15 protein-coding genes and 1 pseudogene are annotated in these 23,730 nt (G+C 45.2%); 3 read left to right on the forward strand and 13 right to left on the reverse strand.

Translation table 11 applies throughout. The features are described from left to right. Window positions 1-24: 24 nt before the first annotated feature. The 12 genes from ACED53_RS11250 to ACED53_RS11305 form a co-directional block, all read right to left on the reverse strand. A complete protein-coding gene (locus tag ACED53_RS11250; RefSeq protein WP_017100559.1) occupies window positions 25-2,430 on the reverse strand; it encodes a GH36-type glycosyl hydrolase domain-containing protein in 2,406 nt (801 codons plus the stop codon). Window positions 2,431-2,557: 127 nt separating this feature from the next. After that, a complete protein-coding gene (locus ACED53_RS11255) occupies window positions 2,558-4,513 on the reverse strand; it encodes a beta-N-acetylhexosaminidase (protein WP_017100560.1) in 1,956 nt (651 codons plus the stop codon). Between the two features lie 12 nt (window positions 4,514-4,525). Beyond that, window positions 4,526-5,410, reverse strand: coding sequence for an N-acetylglucosamine kinase (locus ACED53_RS11260; protein ID WP_017100561.1), 885 nt, complete (start codon window positions 5,408-5,410; stop codon window positions 4,526-4,528). Between the two features lie 2 nt (window positions 5,411-5,412). Beyond that, the gene (locus ACED53_RS11265; protein ID WP_371692861.1) at window positions 5,413-7,134 is read right to left on the reverse strand and encodes a glycoside hydrolase family 9 protein; all 1,722 of its coding nucleotides are present in this window, start codon (window positions 7,132-7,134) and stop codon (window positions 5,413-5,415) included. A gap of 113 nt (window positions 7,135-7,247) precedes the next feature. Next, window positions 7,248-8,243, reverse strand: coding sequence for an ABC transporter ATP-binding protein (locus ACED53_RS11270; protein ID WP_009847565.1), 996 nt, complete (start codon window positions 8,241-8,243; stop codon window positions 7,248-7,250). A gap of 87 nt (window positions 8,244-8,330) precedes the next feature. Continuing rightward, window positions 8,331-9,314 carry an ABC transporter ATP-binding protein gene (locus ACED53_RS11275; RefSeq protein ID WP_017101645.1) on the reverse strand — a complete coding sequence of 328 codons (984 nt, stop codon included), beginning with the start codon at window positions 9,312-9,314 and terminating at the stop codon, window positions 8,331-8,333. Between the two features lie 2 nt (window positions 9,315-9,316). Further along, window positions 9,317-10,342, reverse strand: a complete 1,026-nt coding sequence (locus ACED53_RS11280) for an ABC transporter permease (protein WP_009847563.1) — start codon at window positions 10,340-10,342, stop codon at window positions 9,317-9,319. A gap of 2 nt (window positions 10,343-10,344) precedes the next feature. Further along, window positions 10,345-11,331: an ABC transporter permease gene (locus tag ACED53_RS11285; RefSeq protein ID WP_009847562.1), complete on the reverse strand. Its 987-nt coding sequence runs from the start codon at window positions 11,329-11,331 to the stop codon at window positions 10,345-10,347. Window positions 11,332-11,500: 169 nt separating this feature from the next. Next, entirely contained in the window at window positions 11,501-13,183 is a 1,683-nt protein-coding gene (locus ACED53_RS11290) for an ABC transporter substrate-binding protein (RefSeq protein WP_009847561.1), read from the reverse strand. Between the two features lie 709 nt (window positions 13,184-13,892). Next, window positions 13,893-17,282: a response regulator gene (locus ACED53_RS11295; protein ID WP_009847560.1), complete on the reverse strand. Its 3,390-nt coding sequence runs from the start codon at window positions 17,280-17,282 to the stop codon at window positions 13,893-13,895. A gap of 217 nt (window positions 17,283-17,499) precedes the next feature. Next, window positions 17,500-18,522: a 16S rRNA (guanine(1207)-N(2))-methyltransferase RsmC gene (gene rsmC / locus ACED53_RS11300; RefSeq protein ID WP_012604714.1), complete on the reverse strand. Its 1,023-nt coding sequence runs from the start codon at window positions 18,520-18,522 to the stop codon at window positions 17,500-17,502. A 110-nt stretch (window positions 18,523-18,632) separates the two neighbouring features. Next, a complete protein-coding gene (locus ACED53_RS11305) occupies window positions 18,633-19,718 on the reverse strand; it encodes an AI-2E family transporter (RefSeq protein WP_004734536.1) in 1,086 nt (361 codons plus the stop codon). 76 nt (window positions 19,719-19,794) lie between these two features. Between ACED53_RS11305 and ACED53_RS11310 the strand changes: the two genes are divergently transcribed. Continuing rightward, window positions 19,795-19,920 carry a hypothetical protein gene (locus tag ACED53_RS11310; protein WP_009847557.1) on the forward strand — a complete coding sequence of 42 codons (126 nt, stop codon included), beginning with the start codon at window positions 19,795-19,797 and terminating at the stop codon, window positions 19,918-19,920. Window positions 19,921-20,327: 407 nt separating this feature from the next. On the opposite strand, the gene hemL is transcribed toward ACED53_RS11310, so the two are convergent. Then, window positions 20,328-21,623 carry a glutamate-1-semialdehyde 2,1-aminomutase gene (gene hemL / locus ACED53_RS11315; RefSeq protein WP_012604713.1) on the reverse strand — a complete coding sequence of 432 codons (1,296 nt, stop codon included), beginning with the start codon at window positions 21,621-21,623 and terminating at the stop codon, window positions 20,328-20,330. A gap of 296 nt (window positions 21,624-21,919) precedes the next feature. Here hemL and erpA point away from each other — a divergent pair, with 296 nt between their 5' ends. Together erpA and ACED53_RS11325 are read left to right on the forward strand one after the other, a co-directional pair. Further along, window positions 21,920-22,261 (forward strand): iron-sulfur cluster insertion protein ErpA, encoded by a 342-nt coding sequence (gene erpA, locus ACED53_RS11320; RefSeq protein ID WP_004734539.1) that lies wholly within the window; start codon window positions 21,920-21,922, stop codon window positions 22,259-22,261. Between the two features lie 337 nt (window positions 22,262-22,598). Next, window positions 22,599-23,722: pseudogene (locus ACED53_RS11325) on the forward strand (efflux RND transporter periplasmic adaptor subunit). Window positions 23,723-23,730 lie beyond the last annotated feature (8 nt).

The following is a 23,730-nucleotide window of genomic DNA, read 5'->3' on the forward strand; positions in this document are numbered from 1 at the left end:
AGAGCTGTTCGTTAAATTAAGTGACTAGCCTAGAACAACGACAACATCGTTCACGCTGCCTTCTGCTTGTACTGGGATTGCACCTTCAACTGACTCACCGTTGATAGTGATAGAGGTAACCCCTTTGCTTACTGCATTCGGGTTTTGCACTGTGATGTTGTAAGTCGCGCCACGCCATTGACGAGTAACCTCGAATTCCGGCCAATCAGTCGGGATACAAGGATCGACTGTTAATCCTTCAAAGCCTGTGCGAACACCAAGAATAAAGTTGGTTACCGCGAAGTAAGCCCAACCAGAGGTACCCGTTAACCAAGGGTGGTTTGCACGACCATGGTCTTGATGATCTTTACCCATGATGAACTGCACGTACGAGTATGGTTCTGCGTAACGTGTTTCAATCATGTCGTTTTGGTTGTACGGGTTCAGTGCGTCGTAGAACTTCATCGCACGGTCACCACGACCTAGCTTCGCTTCTGCTACCCAAGCCCATGGGTTCGGGTGAGAGAAGATTGCGCCATTCTCTTTTACGCCTTGATAAACGCGAGTCACAAAGCCGATATCATCGTTTGGTGTTGCGAATGAAGGAGAATTTAGGTGCAAGCCGTATTCAGAGAATAGGTTCTCATCAACAGCGTCCATCGCTTTCTCGCCACGCTCTTGAGAAACCGCGCCAGATAGAACCGCTAGCGTGTTTGACTCAAGGTGTACACGACCTTCAGCTTGTTGAGCGGTACCGATCTTGTCGCCATTTTTTGTTAGACCACGGATGTACCAGCCACCTTCGTCATCCCATAGGTGTGTTTCACACGCTTCACGTACGTTCGCGGCCATTTCTGTGTATTTAGCAACGTCAGCATCGTTATTACGGAACTTAGCAAGATCTAGGAATTCTTGTAGAGCCCAGAAGTGCAAGAATGAAACCATTGAAGATTCACCGCCACCAAGGTTTAAACAGTCATTCCAGTCTGCACGAAGACCCTTACAGATACCGGTTTGCCCCACGTATTCTGCAGAGAAGTTCAGTGCCGCTTTCATGTGTTCATAAACGGTCGCTTCGCCACCGTCTGCGTATGGAATTACTTCATCAAAGAAGTCGTGTTCACCGGTTTCCATTACATACTTGATGATAGTCGGAACGATCCATAAGTGATCATCAGAACAGGTGTCTTCAATGCCGTGGATCTTGTCGTCATCTGACGGTGTTGGAACAACCGTTGGTGATTTTGAAGGTTCAACGTCTGCTTTTTCTGGATCGAACCAGTCTGGATCGAACAAGTGTAGACCATAGCCCGCTTTCACTTGGCCGCGAAGCAGGTCGATAATACGTTTCTTGGTCATTTGTGGGTTGGCATGAGGTACTGAGATTGCGTCTTGCGCAGTATCACGGTAACCAAGGCCAGTACGACCACCCACTTCAATGAAGGATGCAAAGCGAGACCAAACAACACAGGTTTCCGCTTGGTATAGCGTCCATGTGTTGATCATGGTGTCTAAGCCTTCGTTTGGAGACTTAACTTGGAATTTGTTGCAACGCTCGTCCCAGTGATCTTTGATGCCTTGGAAAGCGGCATCGACGTTGGCTGTGTCTTGGTACTTTTCACGTAGGCGCTCGCCGTTGCCTTTACCGATACCGAGTACATAAGCAAAGCGAACTTCTTCACCCGGCTGAATCGTAAATTGCTTGTGCAGAGAACCACAGTGGTTGTAACAGGTTTGAGCGCTGTTAGAACATTTACCGTTCTCAACGGCAATTGGGTTCGCTTCATCACGGTACATGCCAAGGAAGTTGTCACGTTGGCCGTCGTAGCTATCTGGTGAGAAAGTTGAAGCTAGGTAGTAGAAACCTTCAAAGTCGTTAGTGTTGTAGTACAGGTCGTATTCAAGAACACCTTCTTGGTAAGACGTACCCGCAGAGTACAAAGACATCTGATGGTTCTGATTATCCGATTGGATGTGGCTGAACGAGAACTCAACAAATGAGAAAGTACTGATGGTTCTTGGTTTGTCAGTGTTGTTCTTTAGTACCACGTCCCAAACTTCCGCATCTTCACCCTTAGGAACGAATAACGTTTTGGTTGCTGTAATACCACTGTATTCACACTTGAATTTTGAGTATGACAGGCCATGGCGTACTTCGTAGTTCGCTTCATCTAGGCTCTTTGCCACAGGCTGCCAAGAGATAGACCAGTAATCGCCCGTCTCATCATCACGCAGGTAAACATAGTGTCCTGGACGGTCGAAGGTGCCGTTTGGACGGAATTTAGTAACACGGTTGTATTCCGGAGAATTGTAGAACGAGTAACCGCCCGCATTGTGCGAAATTACGGTACAAAATTTTTCAGTACCTAGGTAATTGGTCCAAGGTGCTGGTACATCAGGGCGAGTGATGACGTATTCGCGATTGTCGTTATCGAAATAGCCGTATTTCATTGTCATTTCCTTTTTAACAAACTGCATCTATGCAGCTAATTTTTAAATAGTGATGCTGAGTCGAATCTGACTGAGCACCTTAATCAGGGGAAGCAAGTACTCGACTTGAGTGTGCTTTGGTTTCGTTTTATTGAGCTTTCCAAGGGTTGCGATAATCAACATTGAGTCTGTCGAGTAATGGCAGGTGGCCCTTTAGGCGAGATAGGTAATCTAGCCAGTTTCGGTTGTTTTTATGTGTCCAACATCCTTCAGCTAAAGCGCTAATTCTTGGAAATACCATGTAATCCATGCGCTTTTGATTGGTAACGATCTCACACCATAGAGCACACTGAATTCCGCGGATCCGCTTACGAATTGGATCGGTGTCGGATATCTCAGCGAGGGCTTCGTAGGTATAAGCTTGTTCTAAGGGGATAACGGCAGCCCAATCTACGCCCGGTTCTTCCGGTGCATAATCTTGGGTCATGTCGAGATAGGTAAACTGTGCTGGTTGCAGCACCACATCAAAGCCTTGGCGAGCACAATTGATAGCGGCTTCTTCACTGAGCCATGAATAGATGATGGTCTCTTTGCTCACCTTGTCGCCGTGCTGTGCTTCTTCCCAGCCCACCATGCGCTTGCCGAGTTGCTTGAGTTTGTTTTCGGCATAGCGGAATAGGTGACCTTGTAGATCTTTGCTGTCTTGGTACTGGTGCTCTTTCATCAGTGCTTGAGCGGCAGGGCTATTGGTCCACACACCGGGTGGTACTTCGTCTGCGCCCATGTGGATCAATTCGCTAGGGAAAAGCTCTGCAACTTCTTCAATCACAGCATCTAGGAATTGGTAAGTACCCGGTAAACCTGGATTTAGCACGTTGTCGTTGTAGTGCTGAATACTCTTGTATTGTGTGGTGTCTGCTTGCTCAACTAGCATGTCTGGTAGTGATTTTATCGCGGCGCGGCAGTGGCCTGGGATGTCAATCTCAGGGATCACCGTGATGCTGCGTTGCTCTGCGTATTCAATGACTTCGCGAATCTGTTGCTGCGTGTAGAAGCCGCCATAGTTATCCGCAAGGTGGGTGTATTGCGGTTCTAATGCATGATCAGGACCTCGCCAAGCGCCGATTTCAGTCAGCTGAGGCAGGCTCTTAATCTCAATTCTCCAACCTTCATCGTCAGTTAGGTGCCAATGAAATACGTTGAACTTGTAGTGCGCCAGTTGATTGATTAAACGCTTCACTTGCTCTACCGAGTGGAAGTGACGCGCGCAGTCCAACATCATGCCTCGGTACTTAAAGCGAGGGTGATCGGCGATTTTGCAGCATGGAATAGAAAAACTTTCGGCATCCAGTTGTTGAATCAATTGAATCAATTGAATCAGACTTGCCACGGCGTGTGTAAACCCAGACTGGCTACCTGATTCAACAATTATTTGTTGTTCAGTAATGCGGAGTTTGTATTCTGCTTCGTCTAATGTTGGATTGCTGCGAAATAGAATGTCGCCGCTTTCGTCTTTTGAAAGTTCAGTTGAAAGCTCATTCGAAAGAGATATTTCAAAGGTAGAAAGTAATTCTTGCTGCAACCAAGAGACGGCTTTATCTGCAAGGTGAGATTGAACCTCAATCTTGCATTCACAGCTTAGCGCGAAGCTACCTTGCTTGAGTTCGATCTGATTTGGTTGAGGAATCAATGCAATTTCAGCAGCGTTAACTTCAGGTATTTGATTACGTTCACGGTACGGCGAAGCCAGTACTATGGGTGATATCGCGACAGGCAGTACCGATGTTTCGCCATCATGATGTGATTGGATAAAGGCATCATTAAGGCCATCAGAATAGAAGCGGAATGGGGCGCTTTGAATACTGAATTCAAGGTAGTAATGGTTATTGGCCTTTAACACGGGCGAACTTGGTTTGAACGAGCAATAGCTTCCAACTTGAGTCAGTTCACCTTGCGATAGACTCTCAGGAAGGATGAATCGGTCAAATGCAAAATGCAGAGACCAATCTTTTACGTCGAGGTCACTTAAATTATGTACCGTAAGGCCAAATCGGCAGTTATTTTTTTGTTCAGAAAGAACAGCTAAGTCGATGCGATAATTCATATAACTTCCCTGCTAAGCCTGTTGATACAAGTTGTGTTTTGACTTGCCGGCAAACATCAATGCGCCTTCGATAGCGTCAAATTGAGGTTTAACGATCCATTGTTGTACTGGTGGTGATAGCCAGTTGAGAATACGCTCAGCGATACTTCCCATTAAGCACACCTTGTCAGCGCCTTTTCGATGCAGCGCTAATACAAACATTTCGATATCGGCTGCAGTCTGCTTAAGCATCTCTATAGCCAGTTCATCGCCTTCATTTGCCAGTTGAAAAATGACGGGAGAGAATTGACCGTAATCTTTTGGAATCGCGCCTTTTGACCATGCCACGATCGCATCAACATCATTATTGAAATGATTCATAACATGTTGAGTCAGTGGGGTTTTGTTACGAATACCATCTTCAGCGAGTAGAACTTGCTGAATTAAACGAAGGCCCATCACTGCGCCGCCGCCTTGGTCAGAAATTGGAAATTCACGACCACCAACCACGTGTTGTTCGCCGTTGTTTAGGTAGATACCACATGAACCTGTACCACCAATCATGATCGCGCCGTCTTGGCCATTATGTGCACCAATACATGCACCATAGGCGTCTGTATTGAGTGTCATACTTGCGAAAGGGTGTGCTTGTGCCATGAAGTCGAGCCATGCTGACTTCTGTTCAGCACCAGCTAGCGCCAAACCAACATGCATATTAGAAAAATCGTTAGAGTTGAGTTGCCCTTGTTGTGCGGCTTTAGTAATCGCATCAACAATTGAACTCATTGCAACATCGACACCCAAAAGGATGTTGGCACTGCCACTTTTCGCTTCACCAATGAGTTTGCCTTGGTCATCACGAATGCGAGCACGGCAAGATGTACCGCCACCATCAATACCTACGTAGTAAAGCGTCATGATTATTGCTCCTTACTTTGTGCTAGGAAGTTGAATTGCGCAGCCGTTGCTAGCAAATACCACGCTCCATGAGGGATCCATTGTTCACCCCAGCGCCAGTTTTGAAGCATGTCGTCTTTCTGTGCTGGTGGGTTGAATGCGATGTCTTGTTCGTCTTCGAACCCTGCCGTGATGCCATTGCAAATCCCGCCTTTGGCATTGAAGAAACCAAGTTGTGGTAGATAGTCTGGGTTGTTATGACCGTGGCCATCAAGCATGCTCATGTGGTAAGGATTCAATCCTAAAATCCAATCAAGGCTGTTTTGTGACAGTTGGATTAAGCGCTTTTGAAGATCGGCATTTTGAATGTGTGGTTGAACTAAGTACGCCATGGTCGCAATTGAGCCAAGACGCGCGTTTTCGCCTTGCCACCAGTAGCCAGTTTCGTTTTGTTGAGCGACGAAGAAGGCATCACGTTTATCACCATCGACAGATTTTACGTATTGTCTTGGGTAGCCAAATGGGTTGATGACTTTGTCGGTAATGTTGATTTCGAACTGACAAGCTTGCTCAACAACCACACGTGCTTGTTCTTTCAACTCAGTGTCAATTTCATTATCGATGTACTCGCACAGAGCAATTACAGGAAGGCCAGCTTCAGCTGCATGGAAATAGGGGCGAGAGCCATCAGCATTAGCTGACCAAAAGTGCTCAAATGAATCATCAGATTGCTGACGTGCGATCAAGCGACTAGCCCAAGTTCTTGCTTCTGTTAGGTATTGCTGGTCTTGAGTTACGCGATACAGCTCATTGGCTGCGAGCAGGGCACAATACTCATCGATGATGTTCTCTTCACCATCGTTTAGGTACTGGAGGTTGTACTCTTTTAGGTGCCAGTAACCCTTAACAGCCGTTTCAAGGTAGGTGTGGCTCGAGTAACTGCCCGAGGTTTCAAGTTCAGATGCAGCAGCTAATGCGGCGATAGCAACGCCCGCACCTTGTCGGTAGCCCGCTTGCAAGTCCGTTGATTTGTTACCTTCTTGAGTGGCGTATGCGCAGATGTCACGTTGATTGATGTCTTTACTCCACTTGTCGAATACCGTCATGTAAAAGTATCCGTCAGCGTCTTGCATACGCACTAAGAAATCGGCACCGAATAGGGCTTCTTCCACTAAACGAGTCATAGAGAATTTAGGAAAGTCTGGGTTATTGCTAGTCAAGCGCACGCTTTTGAGCATGTTCCAAACAACCATCGGAATTTGTTGTGGGTTGAGATAATTGCCATAAGATAGGTGGCTAAAGTACTTACTTACATCACCCGATGCGTCGTACCAACCGCCATGAACATCGACGTATCTGTCAGTGCCCATAATTTGTGCTTGTCGATCTTTTTTGTCGAAACTACCGCCACAGCGTTGTGACTTAAAGTAATGAAGCACATCAGAAAACGTGTGGTTCATTAATAGGTTGCTACCAATCACAAATACTTCAGAGCGTAGGTTGTCAAAACGTAGGTAGTAGCGACCTGATTCAGTGAATGAACTGAAATCGATAGTGAAGAATTGCCCTTGATGCCAATTTGCTACGCGGCCTTGTTTAACCACATCAAAACTTCCGACAGTGATATGGTTGTCGGCACACACCAAAAGTGCAGTCGTACTTGATAAGCGAGCTTTCTTGGTTTGCAGAATAGCCTGCTTTGGAGCCGTGGATTCGTAGCCAATATGGTTGGTCAATAACAGCATCAATATTCTCCGACAGTCCTAGTTTCTATTGGCTAGGTACTTGAATGTTTTGGATATAAAATATTTTGGATATAAATAGTTAGGGCCCGCAGACCCTAACTTGGTTTTATTGCTTAGCTTTCGTGTAGGTAACAACGCACAAAGTGGTTATCAGCTAACTGCGTAACCCCTGGTAACTGCTCTTTACACTTGTCCATTGCATGAGTGCAACGGCCTGCAAATGGGCAACCTGCAGAGACTGGTGTCCAAAGAGGGATCTCACCTTTGTTGCCTGCGAGTTGTTCGTGGATCGATTTTTTAGGATCTGGAACCGCAGAAACAAGCAATTGGGTGTAAGGATGCTGAGGGTTAGCAATCACATCATCGGTATCGCCCCATTCCACCATGTGTCCTACGTACATCACTGAAAGATCTTCAGCAATGTAACGAGCGGTTGCGATATCGTGGGTGATGTAAAGTAGAGACATTTGTTTCTCAAACTTCATTTCTTCCATCAGGTTCAAAACACCAGCACGAATCGATACATCAAGCATCGATGTTGGTTCATCGGCTAATACAACTTCTGCACCAACTGCAATGTTACGGGCTAGGTTGACACGTTGACGCTGACCACCAGAGAGTTGATGAGGGTACTTTTCTGCCGTTGCTTGTGGTGGCACTAAGCCAACTTGCTCTAGAAGATCGTACACACGTTCCTGTAACTCTTTCTTGTTGCCCGGAGATACTTTTTTGTGGATCAACAATGGTCGAGCTATGTGGTGAAAGATGTTATGTGTTGGGTTCAGGGAACCAAACGGGTCTTGCCATACCATCTGCACGCCTTCACGGTAGTGCATAAGATCTTTTCTGCTTGAGATCTCTTGGATATCACGACCTTTGTATTCGATCGTACCGCCCGAAGGCGCGTACATTTTTGCGATCATTTTTGCTGTTGTTGATTTGCCTGAACCTGACTCACCAACCACAGCTAGGCCGCGACTTTTATACATCTTGAATGATACGTCGTTAATCGCACGCATCATTGGGGTTTGAATTGTGGTACTGCTTATTGGGAAGTCTTTTACGACATTCTTGCCTTCTACCAATAATTGACCGAAATCTTTGCTCATAATTGTCTCCAGAATCCTTATTCGCTTTGCTTGCATTTCGGCGGTCGAGCCGCCTTATTCGTTATTCACGCTGAATCAGCGTGCAAGCTATAGCTTCCTTTGTACTATTGGGTCACCGTACAGGTGGCAGTTAGACAAATGTCCCGGGTCGATAGAACGCAGCTTGGTTGGCACCTTGGTACACGTTTCATGTACACGATCACAACGAGCTTGGAAACGACACCCTTCAGGGATCTCTAACAGGTTCAGAGGGTTGCCCGGAATGCCTGCTAGTTTTGTCTTTGGCCCTGTTAGTGGAGGGAAAGAACTTCCCAGCCCTTTGGTATAAGGGTGGTAAGGGTTTTCTAGAATATCTTGAGCATTGGCAACCTCAATGAGCTCACCTGAGTACATGATGCCGATACGGTCAGAGAACTCGACCATCAATGACAAGTCATGGGTGATGAACAGAATCGAGAAGCCAAACTCTTCTTTTAGTGCATAGATCTTTTGCAGGATTTCGCGTTGAACAACCACATCAAGTGCGGTCGTTGGCTCATCCATAATGATAAGCTTTGGATTCAATGCTAAAGCGATAGCAATAACCAAGCGCTGACGCATGCCGCCAGAGAATTGGTGAGGGTAGTCACTCAATCGGCTCGGGTGAATATCTACGATTTCAAGTAGACCTTCAGCGCGTTGCTTAGCTTGCTCACGAGTCATGTTGGTGTGACGCATAATTACGTCACAGAACTGCTCTTCCATTGGTAATACAGGATTGAGTGCGTTCATCGCACTCTGGAATACCATCGACATCTCGCTCCAACGGAACGCTTGCATACGGTCATCACTGTATTCAAGGATGTTCTCACCATTGAAGATAACCTCACCACCACTGATGTAAGCGGGCGGCTTATGCAGACGCATAAGAGAGAAAGCAACAGTTGATTTACCACAGCCAGATTCACCAGCTAGGCCGAATACTTCACCTGGAGCAATGTCGAAACTTACGTTGTTACACGCACGTACATCGCCAGACTCTGGGATGTAATCCACGCATAAATTGCGGATAGAAATTAGTGGTTCAGACATGATTATTTATCTCCGCTCCAAAGTGCATTTTGTGGTGGTAGTTCAGGTTCACGTTCTTCTTTGTCTTGTGCTGCTAATTTCTTCCAACGCTTCATACCTTTGTGAGAACGCAGTTGCGGGTTGGCAATTTCATCGACAGCGAAGTTAAGTAGAGCAAGACCAGTTACAAGTAGTGTCAATGCGATACAAGGAGCCAACAGTTCCCACCAAGCGCCAATCAGCATTGATGAAGAGGTTTGAACGTTGTAAAGCATGATGCCCCAGCTGATTGTGTTCGGGTCACCAAGACCTAGGAACGAAATCGTTGCTTCCATCATGATTGCGTACATCACCGAGCCGATGAAGCTCGCGCCAACGATAGAGATAAGGTTTGGAAGAATCTCTACGAAGATAATACGAAATGAAGATTCACCCAGAACTTCAGCGGCTTTTACAAACTCTTTTTCACGCAGTGCTAAGGTCTGGGAACGAACAACACGCGCGCCCCAAGCCCAGGACATAAAGCCGATAACCAAGGTTATGGTGAGTGGCCCTGCCTCACCGATAAAGGCTGCAACTACGAACAGTAATGGGTATTGAGGAATAACCAGCATGATGTTCATTGCGGCTGTCAGAACATCATCGACACGGCCGCCAAAGTAGCCTGCGGAAACACCGATAACCGTTGCTAGTAAACATACGGTAAGACCCGCACCAAAACCTACAGCAAGAGATACGCGTGCGCCGTATACCACTTGTGACCAAACGTCACGACCCATACGAGTTGTTCCCAGTACGTGGTCTGCCTTCTTAGACATTATCAACGTACGACGATCGTCTGCTAGGTTTTGAGCAACCCAGCCATCAGGGTTAGTTTGTGCAGACTTAACCACGAAGCCAGGGTATTCGTGTGGATTACCTGTACGTTTGTCTGGCACATGTTTTGTGATCAATGGAGCCGCAATCGCACCAAGAATAAAAATACTTAGGATGATGACGCCGGTTAAGGCCATCGGGTTACGCCAAATGAGTTTTAGAATATCTTTCATGATTATTTACCACCCTTACGAAGACGAGGGTCAAGAACAACGTAAAGCATGTCTGCAACTAGGTTAAAGAACAGCATGAATAGCGTCATGATAAGCAGTTGGCCTTGCAGTACTTGGTAATCACGAGCGTTAATTGCGTTGAAAAGTACGCTGCCAAGACCTGGGTAGTTAAAGATGATTTCGATAATTAACTGACCACCGATTGCCATACCTAGCGACATAGAAAGTGCTGTCACACTTGGTAGCATCGCGTTGCGAGCTGCGTAATTGAATACCACTCGGTTTTCGCTTAGGCCTTTGCCTTTCGCCATGGTGATGTAATCTTCAGCTAGCAGGTTGATCATGTTGTTACGCATGTTTACTAGGAAGCCACCAATTTGAACAATAGATGCACATAGCAAAGGTAAGAAGGCGTGGTAAGCGACATCTTTAATGAATGCCCAGCTTGTCCAATCTGGAATCGTACCTGCGGTATAGGCGTAACCTGTTGGGAACCATTTCAAGCCGATTGCGAAGGTAAACAGCGCAATCATGGCAATAACAACCTGAGGAACGGCTTGTAAAATCAGCATCCCTGGAGTCACAAATGCATCGTATTTGCTGCCACGTTTCCACGCTGCAAAAATACCTAGGATTGAACCAATAGAGAAAGAAAGAATAACGGCGGTGCCTGCTAAGAATAGCGACCAACCAAATGCTCCACCCAACAGAGTATTTACAGAAAGTGGGTAGAATTGAATTGATGTACCAAGCTCCCAGCTTAGAATGTTCTTCATGTATGCGCCGTATTGAACCAGTAAGCCCCCATCAACGAAGCCTAATAGTTCTTTCATTGCAGCAATACGCTCAGGAGTAACTTGTACAGAAGCGTTCGCAAACATCATGGTAACTGGGTCACCAGGCATTGCTCTTGGAATAATAAAGTTTAACGTCGCTGCAACTAATAGCGCGACAAAATAAAATGACAAACGTCTTAAAAAATAACCCATAACTCACACCTTACTCACCCAGATTGTTTCCCTGTTTCTGGATTCAGGTCGCTCCTAGCGAAATTTGGAACGAAAAATCCCCTGACGACTAGCGCCATACTTTCAATTGATAGTGTGGGGATTTTTATAAGCGGCGTAAGAAGTTACGCCGCAAAGATTGAACGATTACTTATTTAACTGGTTTTAGGTCCAGTACATGAAGTAGACGCTCTGGAATACCAGCCCAAATGTTTGGACGGCCTTTTGGATTTTCTTCGTTCCACCAACCAGTGAATCGAGTTGTGTTGTATTGGTACATGTAAGCACCAGACATCACAGGGATTGTCACTTGGTCTGCAGCGATAATTTGCTGGATACCATGTGCAATATCTAGCTGTTCGTTCTTGTCAGCTGTTTTGTAGAAGCTGTTTAGAAGACCATCTAGCTTGTCATTTTTGTAGAAGTGCATAGCGAAACGAGGCATACCATCACCAGATTGTAGTGATGAGTTGTAAGCACTGTTCCAGTACGTGTATGGATCCGCACCGTGGAAGTAGTTTGTGTATGCTACGTCGTATGTACCTTCAAGCATTGCTTGGTTGTAAACAGAGAAGTCAGGTGTACGAGCTTTCGCTTTAATACCGATTTCGTTTAGTTGCTCTACCGCAAGTTGAACTGTGTTGTTGAAGTCAGTCCAGCCGTTTGGCGATTGAATCATTAGTTCGAAAGATTTGCCTGATGGAGTGTCAACAAAACCATCTTTGTTTACATCTTTGAAGCCAGCGTCAGCAAGAAGCTTCTTCGCGCCTTCAGCGTTGTAAGTGTTGAAGCCTTTGTATTTGTCGTGAGTTTTTTCATCAGACCAAGCTTCAAACGCGTAGCCAAGACCTGATGCGAAATCGTTCACAGTACCGCCACCGTAGAATGCGATGTCGATGATAGTTTGGCGGTCAAGAGCCATAGAGAAAGCACGACGGAATTCAACGTTGCTCAATGCTTCATGCTTCGCAGCATCAGGGTGTTTGAAGTTAACGATGAATGCTTGTGTACCTGCTGGCGGGTACCAGTAGTGGTGTTTAGGGCTTGCTGCAGCGTATGTACGATCGATATCTGGAACGAAAGAAGACGTCCAGTCCATTTCACTGTTTACAACTTTACCTAGGAACTGGTCGTTGTTCGCAATTTGTGGAACACGTAGGCAGTCAACATCTAGGTTGTCTGCATCCCAGTAGTTCGGGTTTGCACACTGGATGTACAGTTGCGCTGTAAACGTATCGATTTCTGTAAATGGACCAGAACCTACCGGGTTCTCATTGGTAAACGTTGATGGATCTTTGACGTCTTTCCAGATGTGCTTAGGTACTACAGGTACTTTAGCAATCTCGTAAGGTACGTTTGAGTTTGCTTCTGTTAGTGTGAACTTAACTTGGTTGTCGTTCAGTTTTTCTACAGAAGTTACCCAAGAGTTGATACCAGATTGGTCAAGCTCTGGCTTCTCTTTTACAAGGTTGAAAGAAAAAACAACATCATCAGCAGAGAAAGTTTCTCCATCAGACCATTTAACACCCTTACGAATGTCGAAAACAACGCTCATCAGATCATCTGACATTTTGAAGTTTTCAGCTAGACGGAACACCGGAGTGTTACCGTGCATTTCGTTAAATACTACTAAAGGCTCGTACATGAAGTCAGTTGTAGTATGTAGGTTAGTAGCACCAAGGTACGGGTTAAAGTTACGTACGAATGTAGTGTACTCTTTCGGGTGAACGGTCAGTTCGCTGCGCTCTGCAGCTGTTGCTACTGATGCAAAACCTGTTGTAGCAGTTGCAATAATTGCTGTTGCTATTGCTGTTTTTTTTATATTGGCAAGCATAGCTGTTCCTTACTATTTGCTTTCATTTCACTAATGGATTGAATGTTATCTGTCGCTAATTAGTTAGTAGATACACACTCTAGTTAAAGGCCTACCTCTTCTTCGTTGCTCCAGATTCATCTTTGATTCTGAGAAGTGGTAAGAGTGGCCTGTAGGCCTTTGGCAGGAGTAAGAAAACACCTTATCGATGAATTAATCAAACTCGTTTCCCGTCAAAAACGTTAAAAACACACAGCACCACGTCATTAACGTCAAAATAGCTTGCTTTGGTGGTTTTTTGTGCGCAATTGTTAAGGTGATGTGACTCGCATTTGGTTTTGTGGTGGTAGCTTTTTGTAAGTGGTCACTAACCTTTTCGGCTTTTAATTATCGATGCTTATCTTGCTGTGGTGTAATTGTAGATCTCGGTCACTTACCTATTTTACGTTAAATTTTTCTAGAAAATTAAATCTGCCGTTCTGTTGTGACTCGCTTCTCAAACTGCAACAAAGAGCCGGAGGAATGTGAAATTCAGCCAAGAATAAGGCTCAAAATAGTAACTGAACTGGTGATTGTTTAAGATTGAGCAACGTGTCATTTTGCTTGTTTAATGCCGTAAAAGAAGTGTGTTTGAATCGACGTCATTGTCCTTTGGTCGCGTATGATATTCACAAAAAAGCCCACGCTAGGTGGGCTTCATTATTTACAATAGCTTGAGCTTACTTCAGAGCTAACTGGTCAGTAGTTTTTGTAGCTTATCCCTTAGTGTCTCAATATGAGTTCTTTCAGGTGTCTGTTCTTTACAGTGCTCAAGTATAAACTCGATAGAGCTCAGTACCGTTCGCCAGCGAGGCGTTTTCGGTAGAGTTTCTACACGTAGATATTTGTCTAGCGTTCTAGTTTGCAGGGTACTGCGGTCTAGGTAGACGCGCCACAAGCCACTCTTCTCTGCGAAGGCAAACTTGGTTTCCCCTGTAACAGACTCCCAGTAGATGATGGCATTAGTCATGACATCGACCAGCACTTCACGCATCAGCTCTTGTTTGTTTTTACCTTCACCGGTTGCTTTATCTGCAAGGCGAGTAAATTCACCGCCAAGTTCTTTCAGTTGTTGAAGTTTATCTTTGTCACCCTCAAAGGCGTAGCTTGAAAGTGCCTCAACCGCCGTTTCAAGGTTATTGACTCGGTTTGAGTTAACCCCACCACCAACATTAAAGATATACATGGTGTCGAGCCCTGAGCCTTCAGGTAGCTTAAGGATATCACTTGGTATGCGCTGACGAGTGTCGTCTATATAGATATCAATATCACCACAGTAGTGAGCTTGTTCCACCTTAAGGTATTTAGGCGCAATGATCTCATCGGCCATAGAGCGTTTAAGCTGCTCTTGCCCACGCCTAAATAGTTTTGCTGCAGCTTCGTTGGCAAATCGAATTCGTTGGTCATCACGAATACAGATGATGGCCTCAGGGGCTGATTCTAGCTGCTCTAGCAAGCGCCCTTGAGTTTCTAGCAGGTTCGCTTCAACCATGGCTCTGTGTTTAAGCTCCAGTTGCAATTGATCATTCTCAAGACGCCTTTGCTCAGCTTTACTTGCTGATAAGTGAGCCGTAATTCGCGCCGCCAGCTCTTGTTTGTTGAACGGTTTAGACAAGTAATCGTTGGCACCAGCTTCAAAGCCACGAACACGGTCTTCTGCTTGATTAAGAGCTGTGAGCATGATGATTGGCAACTGTGCATGATCGTATTGCTTACGCAGAGCTTCACACACCTGATAGCCACTCATACCTGGCATCATAATATCGAGCAGAAGTAACTCTGGCTTCTCTTTCTCAATCAGTTCAATGGTTTCTGGGCCGTCACATGCGGTGCGCACTCGATAACCTTCCAATTTCAAGAAACTGTCTAGCACGCGTAAATTTACTGGTTCATCGTCGGCGATAACCAGTAACGGACCGTCTGGATCTTCACTGATAACACTATTTTCTTGTTGGCTGTTATCAATTAAATCTGGCGCTTGGAAGTGCGAATAGCTTCCTGAATCACTGTAGTTATCCAATTCTTCTTGGGTGGCTAAAGGCAGGGTAAAGCTGAACGTCGTGCCAAGCATTGGTTGGCTACTTACGTACAGTGAACCGCCCATCAGTTCAATCAGTTGACGACTTATCGACAACCCAAGCCCTGCACCTTGGCGATAGTTACTTGAGTCTTGTCCTGCTTGAATCAGTGGTTCAAAGATGTGTTCTAAGTATTCAGCAGGTATACCTTGGCCTGTATCAACAACTTGTACACGAATGTTGTCGTCGATAACGCTTGCTGAGATAACAATTTTACCTTCTGATGTGTACTTGATGGCATTGCCCACCAAGTTATACATCACTTGTTCTAATCGTTGAGGATCGGACGAAACCAACCCTAAGTCACTGGGTACTTGGTTAATAATTCGGATTGGCTTATTGCCCAACAGATGATGAGACAATTCTAGTACCAAGCTGGTAGCAGCAGATAAATCAACAGCAGATTTATTTATGTCTAAACTGCCGTAGCGCATTTTGTGGTAATCAAGTAGATCATCGACCAGTGTTGCCAATCTCTGGCCACTATTGATGATGATATCCAACTGGTACTTCTGGTTGGCAGGAATAGGACCGTTTGCGCCAGAGATTAGCGCTTCAGCGATACCTACCATGCCATGTAATGGCGTTCTCAATTCGTGTGATGTTGTTGCTAAGAATTCATCTTTAAGTTTGTTGGCCAGTTGCAACTCTTCATTTTGTTTTTGAATGGTCTTAAGGTTGTCCTCAAGCTCATCATTTTGGCTCTTAATGAGCAGCATCTTTTCACGAATCGAACGTTGCATTCTTTCGAAGCTTACCGCGAGGCGGCCTATCTCATCTTTTCGTTCAGTATTAATCATGGTTTCATCAAGGTCACCCGCAGAGACTTTCTCTGCTGCCCATGTGAGCTTGAGTAACGGTGATGTGATGAAGTTAGACAGATAATGAGATGCGACAAATACAAGAATAATCGCCGTCAACATCACGATCACAAAGATCTTTTCTAACTGATGAATACGGGCAAACGCTTCTTTCTCTGGAAGCTCGACGACGAGTGCCCAAGTCGCATATTTGAGCTCAATTGGAGTATATGCAGCGATGATCGCTTGATCCTGAGCGTTGTCGAAGGTGCCAACGGCCGTTTCTCCTGCCAGAGCTTTATCAACAACATCTAAACTCAGATTAATCGACTCTTGTGAATGGGCAAGGCTACGTGGTAGATGATCATCGCCGACAAGCAAGGTTTGAATATTCGAACTCTTGTTGAGATCGGCAATAAGCTTAGTAATACCATTGATGGGCAGTCTAAACATGGCGTAACTGTGTAGGTAGCCCTGTTGAACGATAGGGGCGCCTAACCATGCGGTCTGTTTACCATTTTCGTCTTTAAAGTCAGAAACGATAACCGGTGTGTAGTCTTCGTTGGATTTGCGTTTGTCTTTTACGTCCTTTTCCAGGCGTTGAAAGGTTTTGCCGAGGTTTGCATCTTTGTACTTACCAGTCAGCAAGTTGGTGCCGTAGTCATCGCGCTTAAAAACTGAATAAGCGATGTTACCGTTAATGTCGACCAATAAAATGTCGTCAAAATCTGAACGCTTAAGCAGCTCTAAATAAGAGTTGTGGTAGCGCTTGTGAAGTAGACGATAGCGCTCGCTGCCAATAAAGCTGCTGGATTCAGGAAGAATCGATGTTTTGATTTGATCGCCCGATCCTTGAATGTAGCGCTGCTGCGCATTAGCGCGTGCTTCGTCAATGTCTAACCCTAGGCGCTGGAATGCATTGATCAAACCATAGAATCGTCCGCCACTGGCATTGGCAAGCTCTGAGCGAACAAAACCCATCACTTGGGATTCTTGAGCTTGTAGGTAATCGACAATTTGCTGCTGTTTAGTATCACGGACGGAAACAAGGTGCGAAGTACTTTGTTCCTGAAGATCCTGACTGTGCGATTGGAGGAAAAATATCGCGATAAGTGTTACTGGGGTAATACTAAGGACAAGAAATGCCAGCATTAGGGTATTTTGAAGGCGCTTAAACTTCTGCTTACGATAGAATCTAAACATAAATTGGGTACTACTTTCCTTTGATGTACTGCTTGAAAGGGATGAAAACAAGTACAGAGAATAGAATTAACGGGTTCCAATTTAACGAAATTAACGAGTTTTTTTACTTTGACAAGTAAGTGGTATTTAAAGCGTGTGCAAAAGCTCATTTTTATGGGGTTTTGATAGAAATATGAACAGACAGCGCAGATATTGACCCTGCGCTGTGTTAGATAGGCTATTTGCTTGCGTGATAGATCGCGAATTTGGTGGTCTTATTTAGAGTCGCGCATTTTCCAAAAGCTTGCTCAATAATTGGAATGTATTTTAAAAAACTGTTCGCAACAATAATCATCTCACCAGAACGCTTCATGTGGTTAGGAGCCTGAGCAAGTAAGGTTTCAGTCGCACTGTAGCTTGTATCCAAACCAGAATGGAATGGTGGGTTACTGATGATGAATTGGTAATCTTTTGATGTGTCAGAGTAGACATCTGAGGCGAAGACATTACCTGTTAAACCATTCGCTTCTAGCGTTGCTTGGCTAGACGCCACGGCAAATGCACTGATGTCGCACATTTCCAGTTCGATATCAGGGTGACGAGATGCCATTACCGCGCCCAATACGCCTGCACCACAACCGAAATCCAGTACTTTACCTTTCAGTTTTGGCAGGGTATCAAGTAATAGTTGGCTACCAACATCAAATTGACCATGACTGAAGACGCCTGGAAGACTTTTCACGGTTAGTGATTGTTCACCAATGTTAACCGTGTAGGTTTTAAACCACTCTTGCAGGTTGAAGGCTGGTGGTTGCTCGAAGCATTGACCCCAGTAGAAAGAACAACGACGCGCTGAGTCGTATTTCACGACTTTGCCGTAAGGAGCGAACATTTTCTCGATACTTTTAACACCTGAACGATTTTCGCCAACTACGACAATCTCGGTATCTTTACCTAGCTTGGCAAATAACATCGCCAGCAGAAATTCCGCTTCCGCTTTGGCCTTTGGCCAGTACAGCATCACTAAATCGGCTTTGGTCTCTTCGGTAAACTCCGCACCATAAAAACGTTGGATGGTGTTGTAGCCTTCTAATTGACGGTAGTAGCTGTAATTAGAAGTAAACACGGTGACTGATTCACAATGTTTCGCTAATTCAACAGGGAATAAGTCTTCAGCCTCACCGGCAACTAAAACATGTTTGCCTTCAAAGTAGGCAAGTTGGCGCTCAGCAATTTGGCTTGGGGCAATATAAGCTGACATAGGACACTCTATTGAATCGTTAGCAAAAAATGAGGGCGGATTTTCGCATAATCCGCCCAAAGCTTGAAGTGTTTAATACGGGTTCGGCAACCAAGTTGCTGAACAGTTGATCAACTCTTGTCTTGCTGGTTTAAAAAGTCTTTAAACTCTTCATCGTAAATATTGAAAAGAACGATAGTAATAGCAAAGATCAGTGGGCCGTAGATAAGACCAATTAGGCCAAAAAGTTGAATACCACCCAACAGTGAGAAGAAGATCATTAGGGTATTCATGCCTGCACTGCCTTGCATCAACAGTGGTCGCAACAGGTTGTCAATTGAGCCAACAATCGCGACACAGTAAACCGTTAGGAAAATTGCCCACGTGGTATCGCCGGTTAGGAATAAGTAGGTTGCGGCTGGGATCCAGATTAGAGCAGTACCGACCACTGGGATGAAAGAGGCAAAGCCCATCATAGTGCCCCAGAACAACCCAGGGAAACCAGCAATCCACATACCTAAACCACCCGCAAAACCTTGCGCTATTGCGGTTAAGAATGAGCCCATAACTGCAGACTTAGAAACTTGCTCAATCTCAGTGAGGAGCTTGTCTTCTTGGCTACGAGATAGCGGAAGAATATGACGAACCACACTGATGATTTTGTCGTGATCTCTTAATAAAAAGAACAGAACAAACAGCATCAAGAAGAAATCCATTAAGAAGTTGGTCGCATCACCAAGGATTTTCGCACTGATACCAACCAGTTTAGAACCAAAACTTGTCGCGAATTCTCCGACTTTCTGTGCGATGGCTTGGGGCTCAATGTTGTCGAAAGGCAGGTAGTTATTCACAAACGACAGCGCTTTGACCACAAGTGGGTGTGCAAACAGAGTCTGAATACCGCCGTGGGTCACCCATTGGTAGGTGTTCTGAGAGAACAGAGAGCCTTGCTGAACAATTGCTGCGAATACTGCCAATAAAGGGATAACAATAATGAAAGTCAGAATCACACAAGATAGCAGAGAGACGATGTTTTCTTTATTCGGGAGCTTTTTTTCAAGCCACTCATGGATCGGGAACATCAATAGTGAAATGATAAAGGCCATCACGATTGAGTTGACGTACGGCTCTATAAGCAAGTAACAAGCATAAGCCGCCGCAAGTAGGGCAATGATGATCACCCAGTGGCTGGTATTGATTTTGAGTTTTTCTGACACGTTAATGGTCTCTATATTTGCGTTCTGAGTTTATAATGGCTGCAAAACAGAGAGTTAGCAATGAGGAGTTTTGATAATGGGATGCTGTAATAAAGATAAGAAATGCCAAGACGAAGAACAGCAAATAAAAAAAGAGATCCCTTGGTTCAGAATGTTCCTAGGTACGCTGATGTTGTTGGTTTTTCTTTTCTGGGAACGTTAGACGTTTTTCGTTAGGTTTTCGAATAAATTGACGGGTAATTAAGCGGAGATATCCGCGGTTGATTACTTGAACGTACTAGGGCGTGTTGACCTTTCGTGGTTAAATTTTGTTCGAGATAAAAGCGTTTTAATCGCGGCGAGGGGGAAGTAGCCTAGTCATTCTAAGCAAATCTCCCTCAACAAAGAGTAAAACGCTTTTAGCCGAACCCTTCGGGCAGCGTTTGCTGGTCATTTCTACTGCGTTATCGGCTTCTCATGTAGGCTAGCTACACATCAAAGCCTCTGCCTTGTGTAAATACCCAGCAACTCGCTGCAAAAATCAGCTCGAAAGATCAACACGCCCTAAAAAGGGCTGCATCTAATGCAGCCCTAAATTCAATCGGTTAGCGACTTATAAAGTGCTTTCGATTATTTGCTTTCAGCAGCAATGATCGCAAGAGAGCGGTCAGCAGCTTCTAGTGTTGCATCCAGTTCTTTTGAACCATGAGCAAGAGAAGTAAAGCTTGCTTCGAATGCTGAAGGTGCAAGGTAAACACCGTGATCTAACATTAGATGGAAGAAGCGCTTGAAGCGTTCTACATCACACTTAGTTACATCTTCGTAGCACGTTACCGTTTCTTGGTCTGTGAAGAAGAAACCAAACATACCACCAACTTGGTGAACTAGCATAGGGATACCATGCTTGTCAGCAAGTTGCTTGAAGCCATTTGCCAACTGCTTAGTTTTAGACGCTAGACGCTTTTCGTTGCCTTCTTCTCTCAGAAGATTCAAGCATGCGTAGCCAGCAGCCATTGCAACAGGGTTACCAGAAAGCGTACCTGCTTGGTAAACAGGCCCCGTTGGTGCGATGTATTGCATCACGTCTTTACGACCACCAAAAGCACCCACTGGCATGCCGCCGCCAATCACTTTACCAAGACACGTTAAGTCTGGCTTGATGTTGTAGTAAGCCTGAGCACAACCTTCAGCAACGCGGAAACCTGTCATTACTTCATCAAAGATTAGCAATGCACCTTCTTGATCACAGATCTCACGTAGACCTTCGTGGAAGCCCTCTACTGGTGGGATACAGTTCATGTTGCCCGCGACAGGCTCAACGATGATACACGCGATCTCACCTTTGTTTGCTGCGAAGATTTCACGTACTGAATCTAGATTATTGAAAGTTGCAGTTAGCGTTAGTTTCGCAAAATCAGCCGGTACGCCTGGAGAGCTTGGTTGACCTAAAGTCAGTGCGCCAGAACCTGCTTTTACAAGTAGGCTGTCTGCGTGGCCGTGGTAACAACCTTCAAACTTAAGGATTTTGTCACGACCAGTAAAACCACGAGCGAGACGAATCGCACTCATTGTTGCTTCTGTACCTGAGCTCACCATACGCAGCTGTTCCATTGATGGAACCATCTCAGATACAAGTTCAGCCATTTTGATTTCAGTTTCGGTTGGAGCACCAAAGCTAAGGCCGCGTTGAGCTGCTGCAATAACAGCGTCACGAATAACAACGTGGTTGTGACCAAGGATCATTGGACCCCAAGAGCCAACGTAATCGATATATGCTTTACCATCAGCATCAAAAATAAGTGGGCCATCAGCGCGTTCAACGAAGATAGGAGAACCACCTACGCCATTGAATGCACGAACTGGAGAGTTTACGCCACCAGGAATAGTTTGCTGTGCTTTTTCGTACAGCTCTGCTGATTTGGTCATTGATATATCCTCTTTTGACTGTCGGACCAATTGGCACGCATTGTACCTATCCGGAATCCAACTAGGAATGCCTTCGCTGATATAATCACCCGAATCTGGTTGTTTTGTGTGGTTACGCGTTTTAATTGTCAGATATTGGCGAGTTTACAGCAGTAAAAGGAACGATCCTGTGGTGAATACTTGAACGTTTCAGTCAGGTATTAGATAATCACCAGAATATAAGAAAATACTCAACAACTATGGTCTCGATTTAGATTTGTATCATGTTGTTTTTGACACAGGTAAGAGAGGTTGTCGTGAGCGAAGTAAATATCCCATTGTCTTTTTCTGATGCAGCAGCTACCCGCGTACAAACGCTAATTGCTGAAGAAGAAAACCCAGAGCTAAAACTGCGTGTATACATTACAGGCGGCGGTTGTAGTGGCTTCCAATACGGCTTCACATTTGATGAAAAAGTAAATGATGGCGACACTACCATTGTAAATAGCGGTGTGACGCTGGTTGTTGACCCAATGAGCCTACAGTACTTAATGGGCGGCATGGTTGATTACACTGAAGGCCTAGAAGGCGCACGTTTCTTTGTGAACAACCCGAACGCGACAACAACATGTGGTTGTGGCGCATCATTTAGCGTTTAGCGTGCACGAAAGGTAGCTTGAACGGAAAGCTACATTAGAAATATTTTAAACGCCGAGCCAATGCTCGGTGTTTTTGTTTGTAAAAAATACACCATACAAAACAGACAGTAAGTCGACTTATTCTAGGCATGTACGCCAAGGTTATTTTGGGTGGTTATGCTTAAGTTTAACCTTATTCATTTGCTTTATAGTAAACGCCATATTTTTTAAACTGTCGATAGCGTCCAACTTCGTTGGGTGTGGGTCTGTTAAAGTTACCTCTGTGCATCAGGATGTTGCATATGACGGTGTTAAGCTAATTAGCGCGCCTCAATCACATCGGACAAAAGGATTTGCTATGCCCACTCTATTTTCTAACTCTCCATTTTTTCAGAAACTGAAGCAGCCGTGGTTGGTTTCTCTGGTTCTAGTTGTACTGTTGTCGATTTGGCTTGGTTTAGGAGTGGGGCAAGCGGAAGAGTCGCCAGAAAAAAAGCGACAGAAATTCCGTTGGCTAAGGTTTCCTTTCAAACATTCACTTCATCCCCCACCTTTAAAACCATAGATCTTTATGGTCGCACAGCACCCGATAGGCATGCTCGATTGGGAGCGGAAGTCGCGGGCAAGATTGTTAGGTTGAACGTTGTGAAAGGCGATACGGTTAAAGTAGGGCAAGCCATTGCTCAGATAGATAAAGGTGACTTAGAGATTCAGCTAGAGCGAGCTTCTGCTTTATATCGCTTGAAGCAGAAGGAATTCAAAGCGGCGCAGTCGCTGAAAAAAAGAGGGCTGCAAGGCGAGATAGCCTACACCACAGCTGAGGCTTCGTTAACTGAAGCGAAGGCTATGAAGCGTAATGCTGAACTGGCTCTAAAAAATACAGTCATCACATCGCCTTTCTCCGGTGTGGTTCAAGACTTGATGGTTGAGCTTGGCGATTTCGTAGGCGTCGGCGATCCGGTTGCGGGTGTGATTGATCTTGACCCTCTGGTCATCGAAGCCGATGTCAGTGAACGTCATATCCAGCATTTGTTAGTCAATCAATCTGCTTTGGTTCGCCTGTTAGGGAGAGAAGAAGCGGAAGGTCGGCTGCGTTACGTCTCTCGAATCTCTTCTGCCTCAACCAATACCTTCCCTATTGAGATTGAAATCGACAACTCAGATGGCCTGTTACCTGCGGGTGTTAGTGCTGAAGTCACCCTTAATCTAGAAACAAGAGATGCTATCAAGATAACACCTGCGATGCTGGCACTGGATGAGGCCGGTAATCTTGGGGTCAAAACTTTGGTTTCAATTGACGACTCACCAACCGTGAAATTTATAGGTATTCAGCTAGTAAAGGCAGAACAAGATGGAGTTTGGCTCACAGGGTTAGGTCAGCGAGTTGATATTATAACTGTAGGCCAAGGGTTTGTGCGTGATGGTGATTCTGTGATTGCTGTTAAGCAAGGTGCTGAACTCTCTAACGTAACCGCAGAGTAGGAGATAAC

Origin of the sequence: Vibrio sp. 1F169, assembly GCF_041439605.1 — a bacterium.
Classification (GTDB): Bacteria; Pseudomonadota; Gammaproteobacteria; order Enterobacterales; family Vibrionaceae; genus Vibrio; species Vibrio tasmaniensis_A.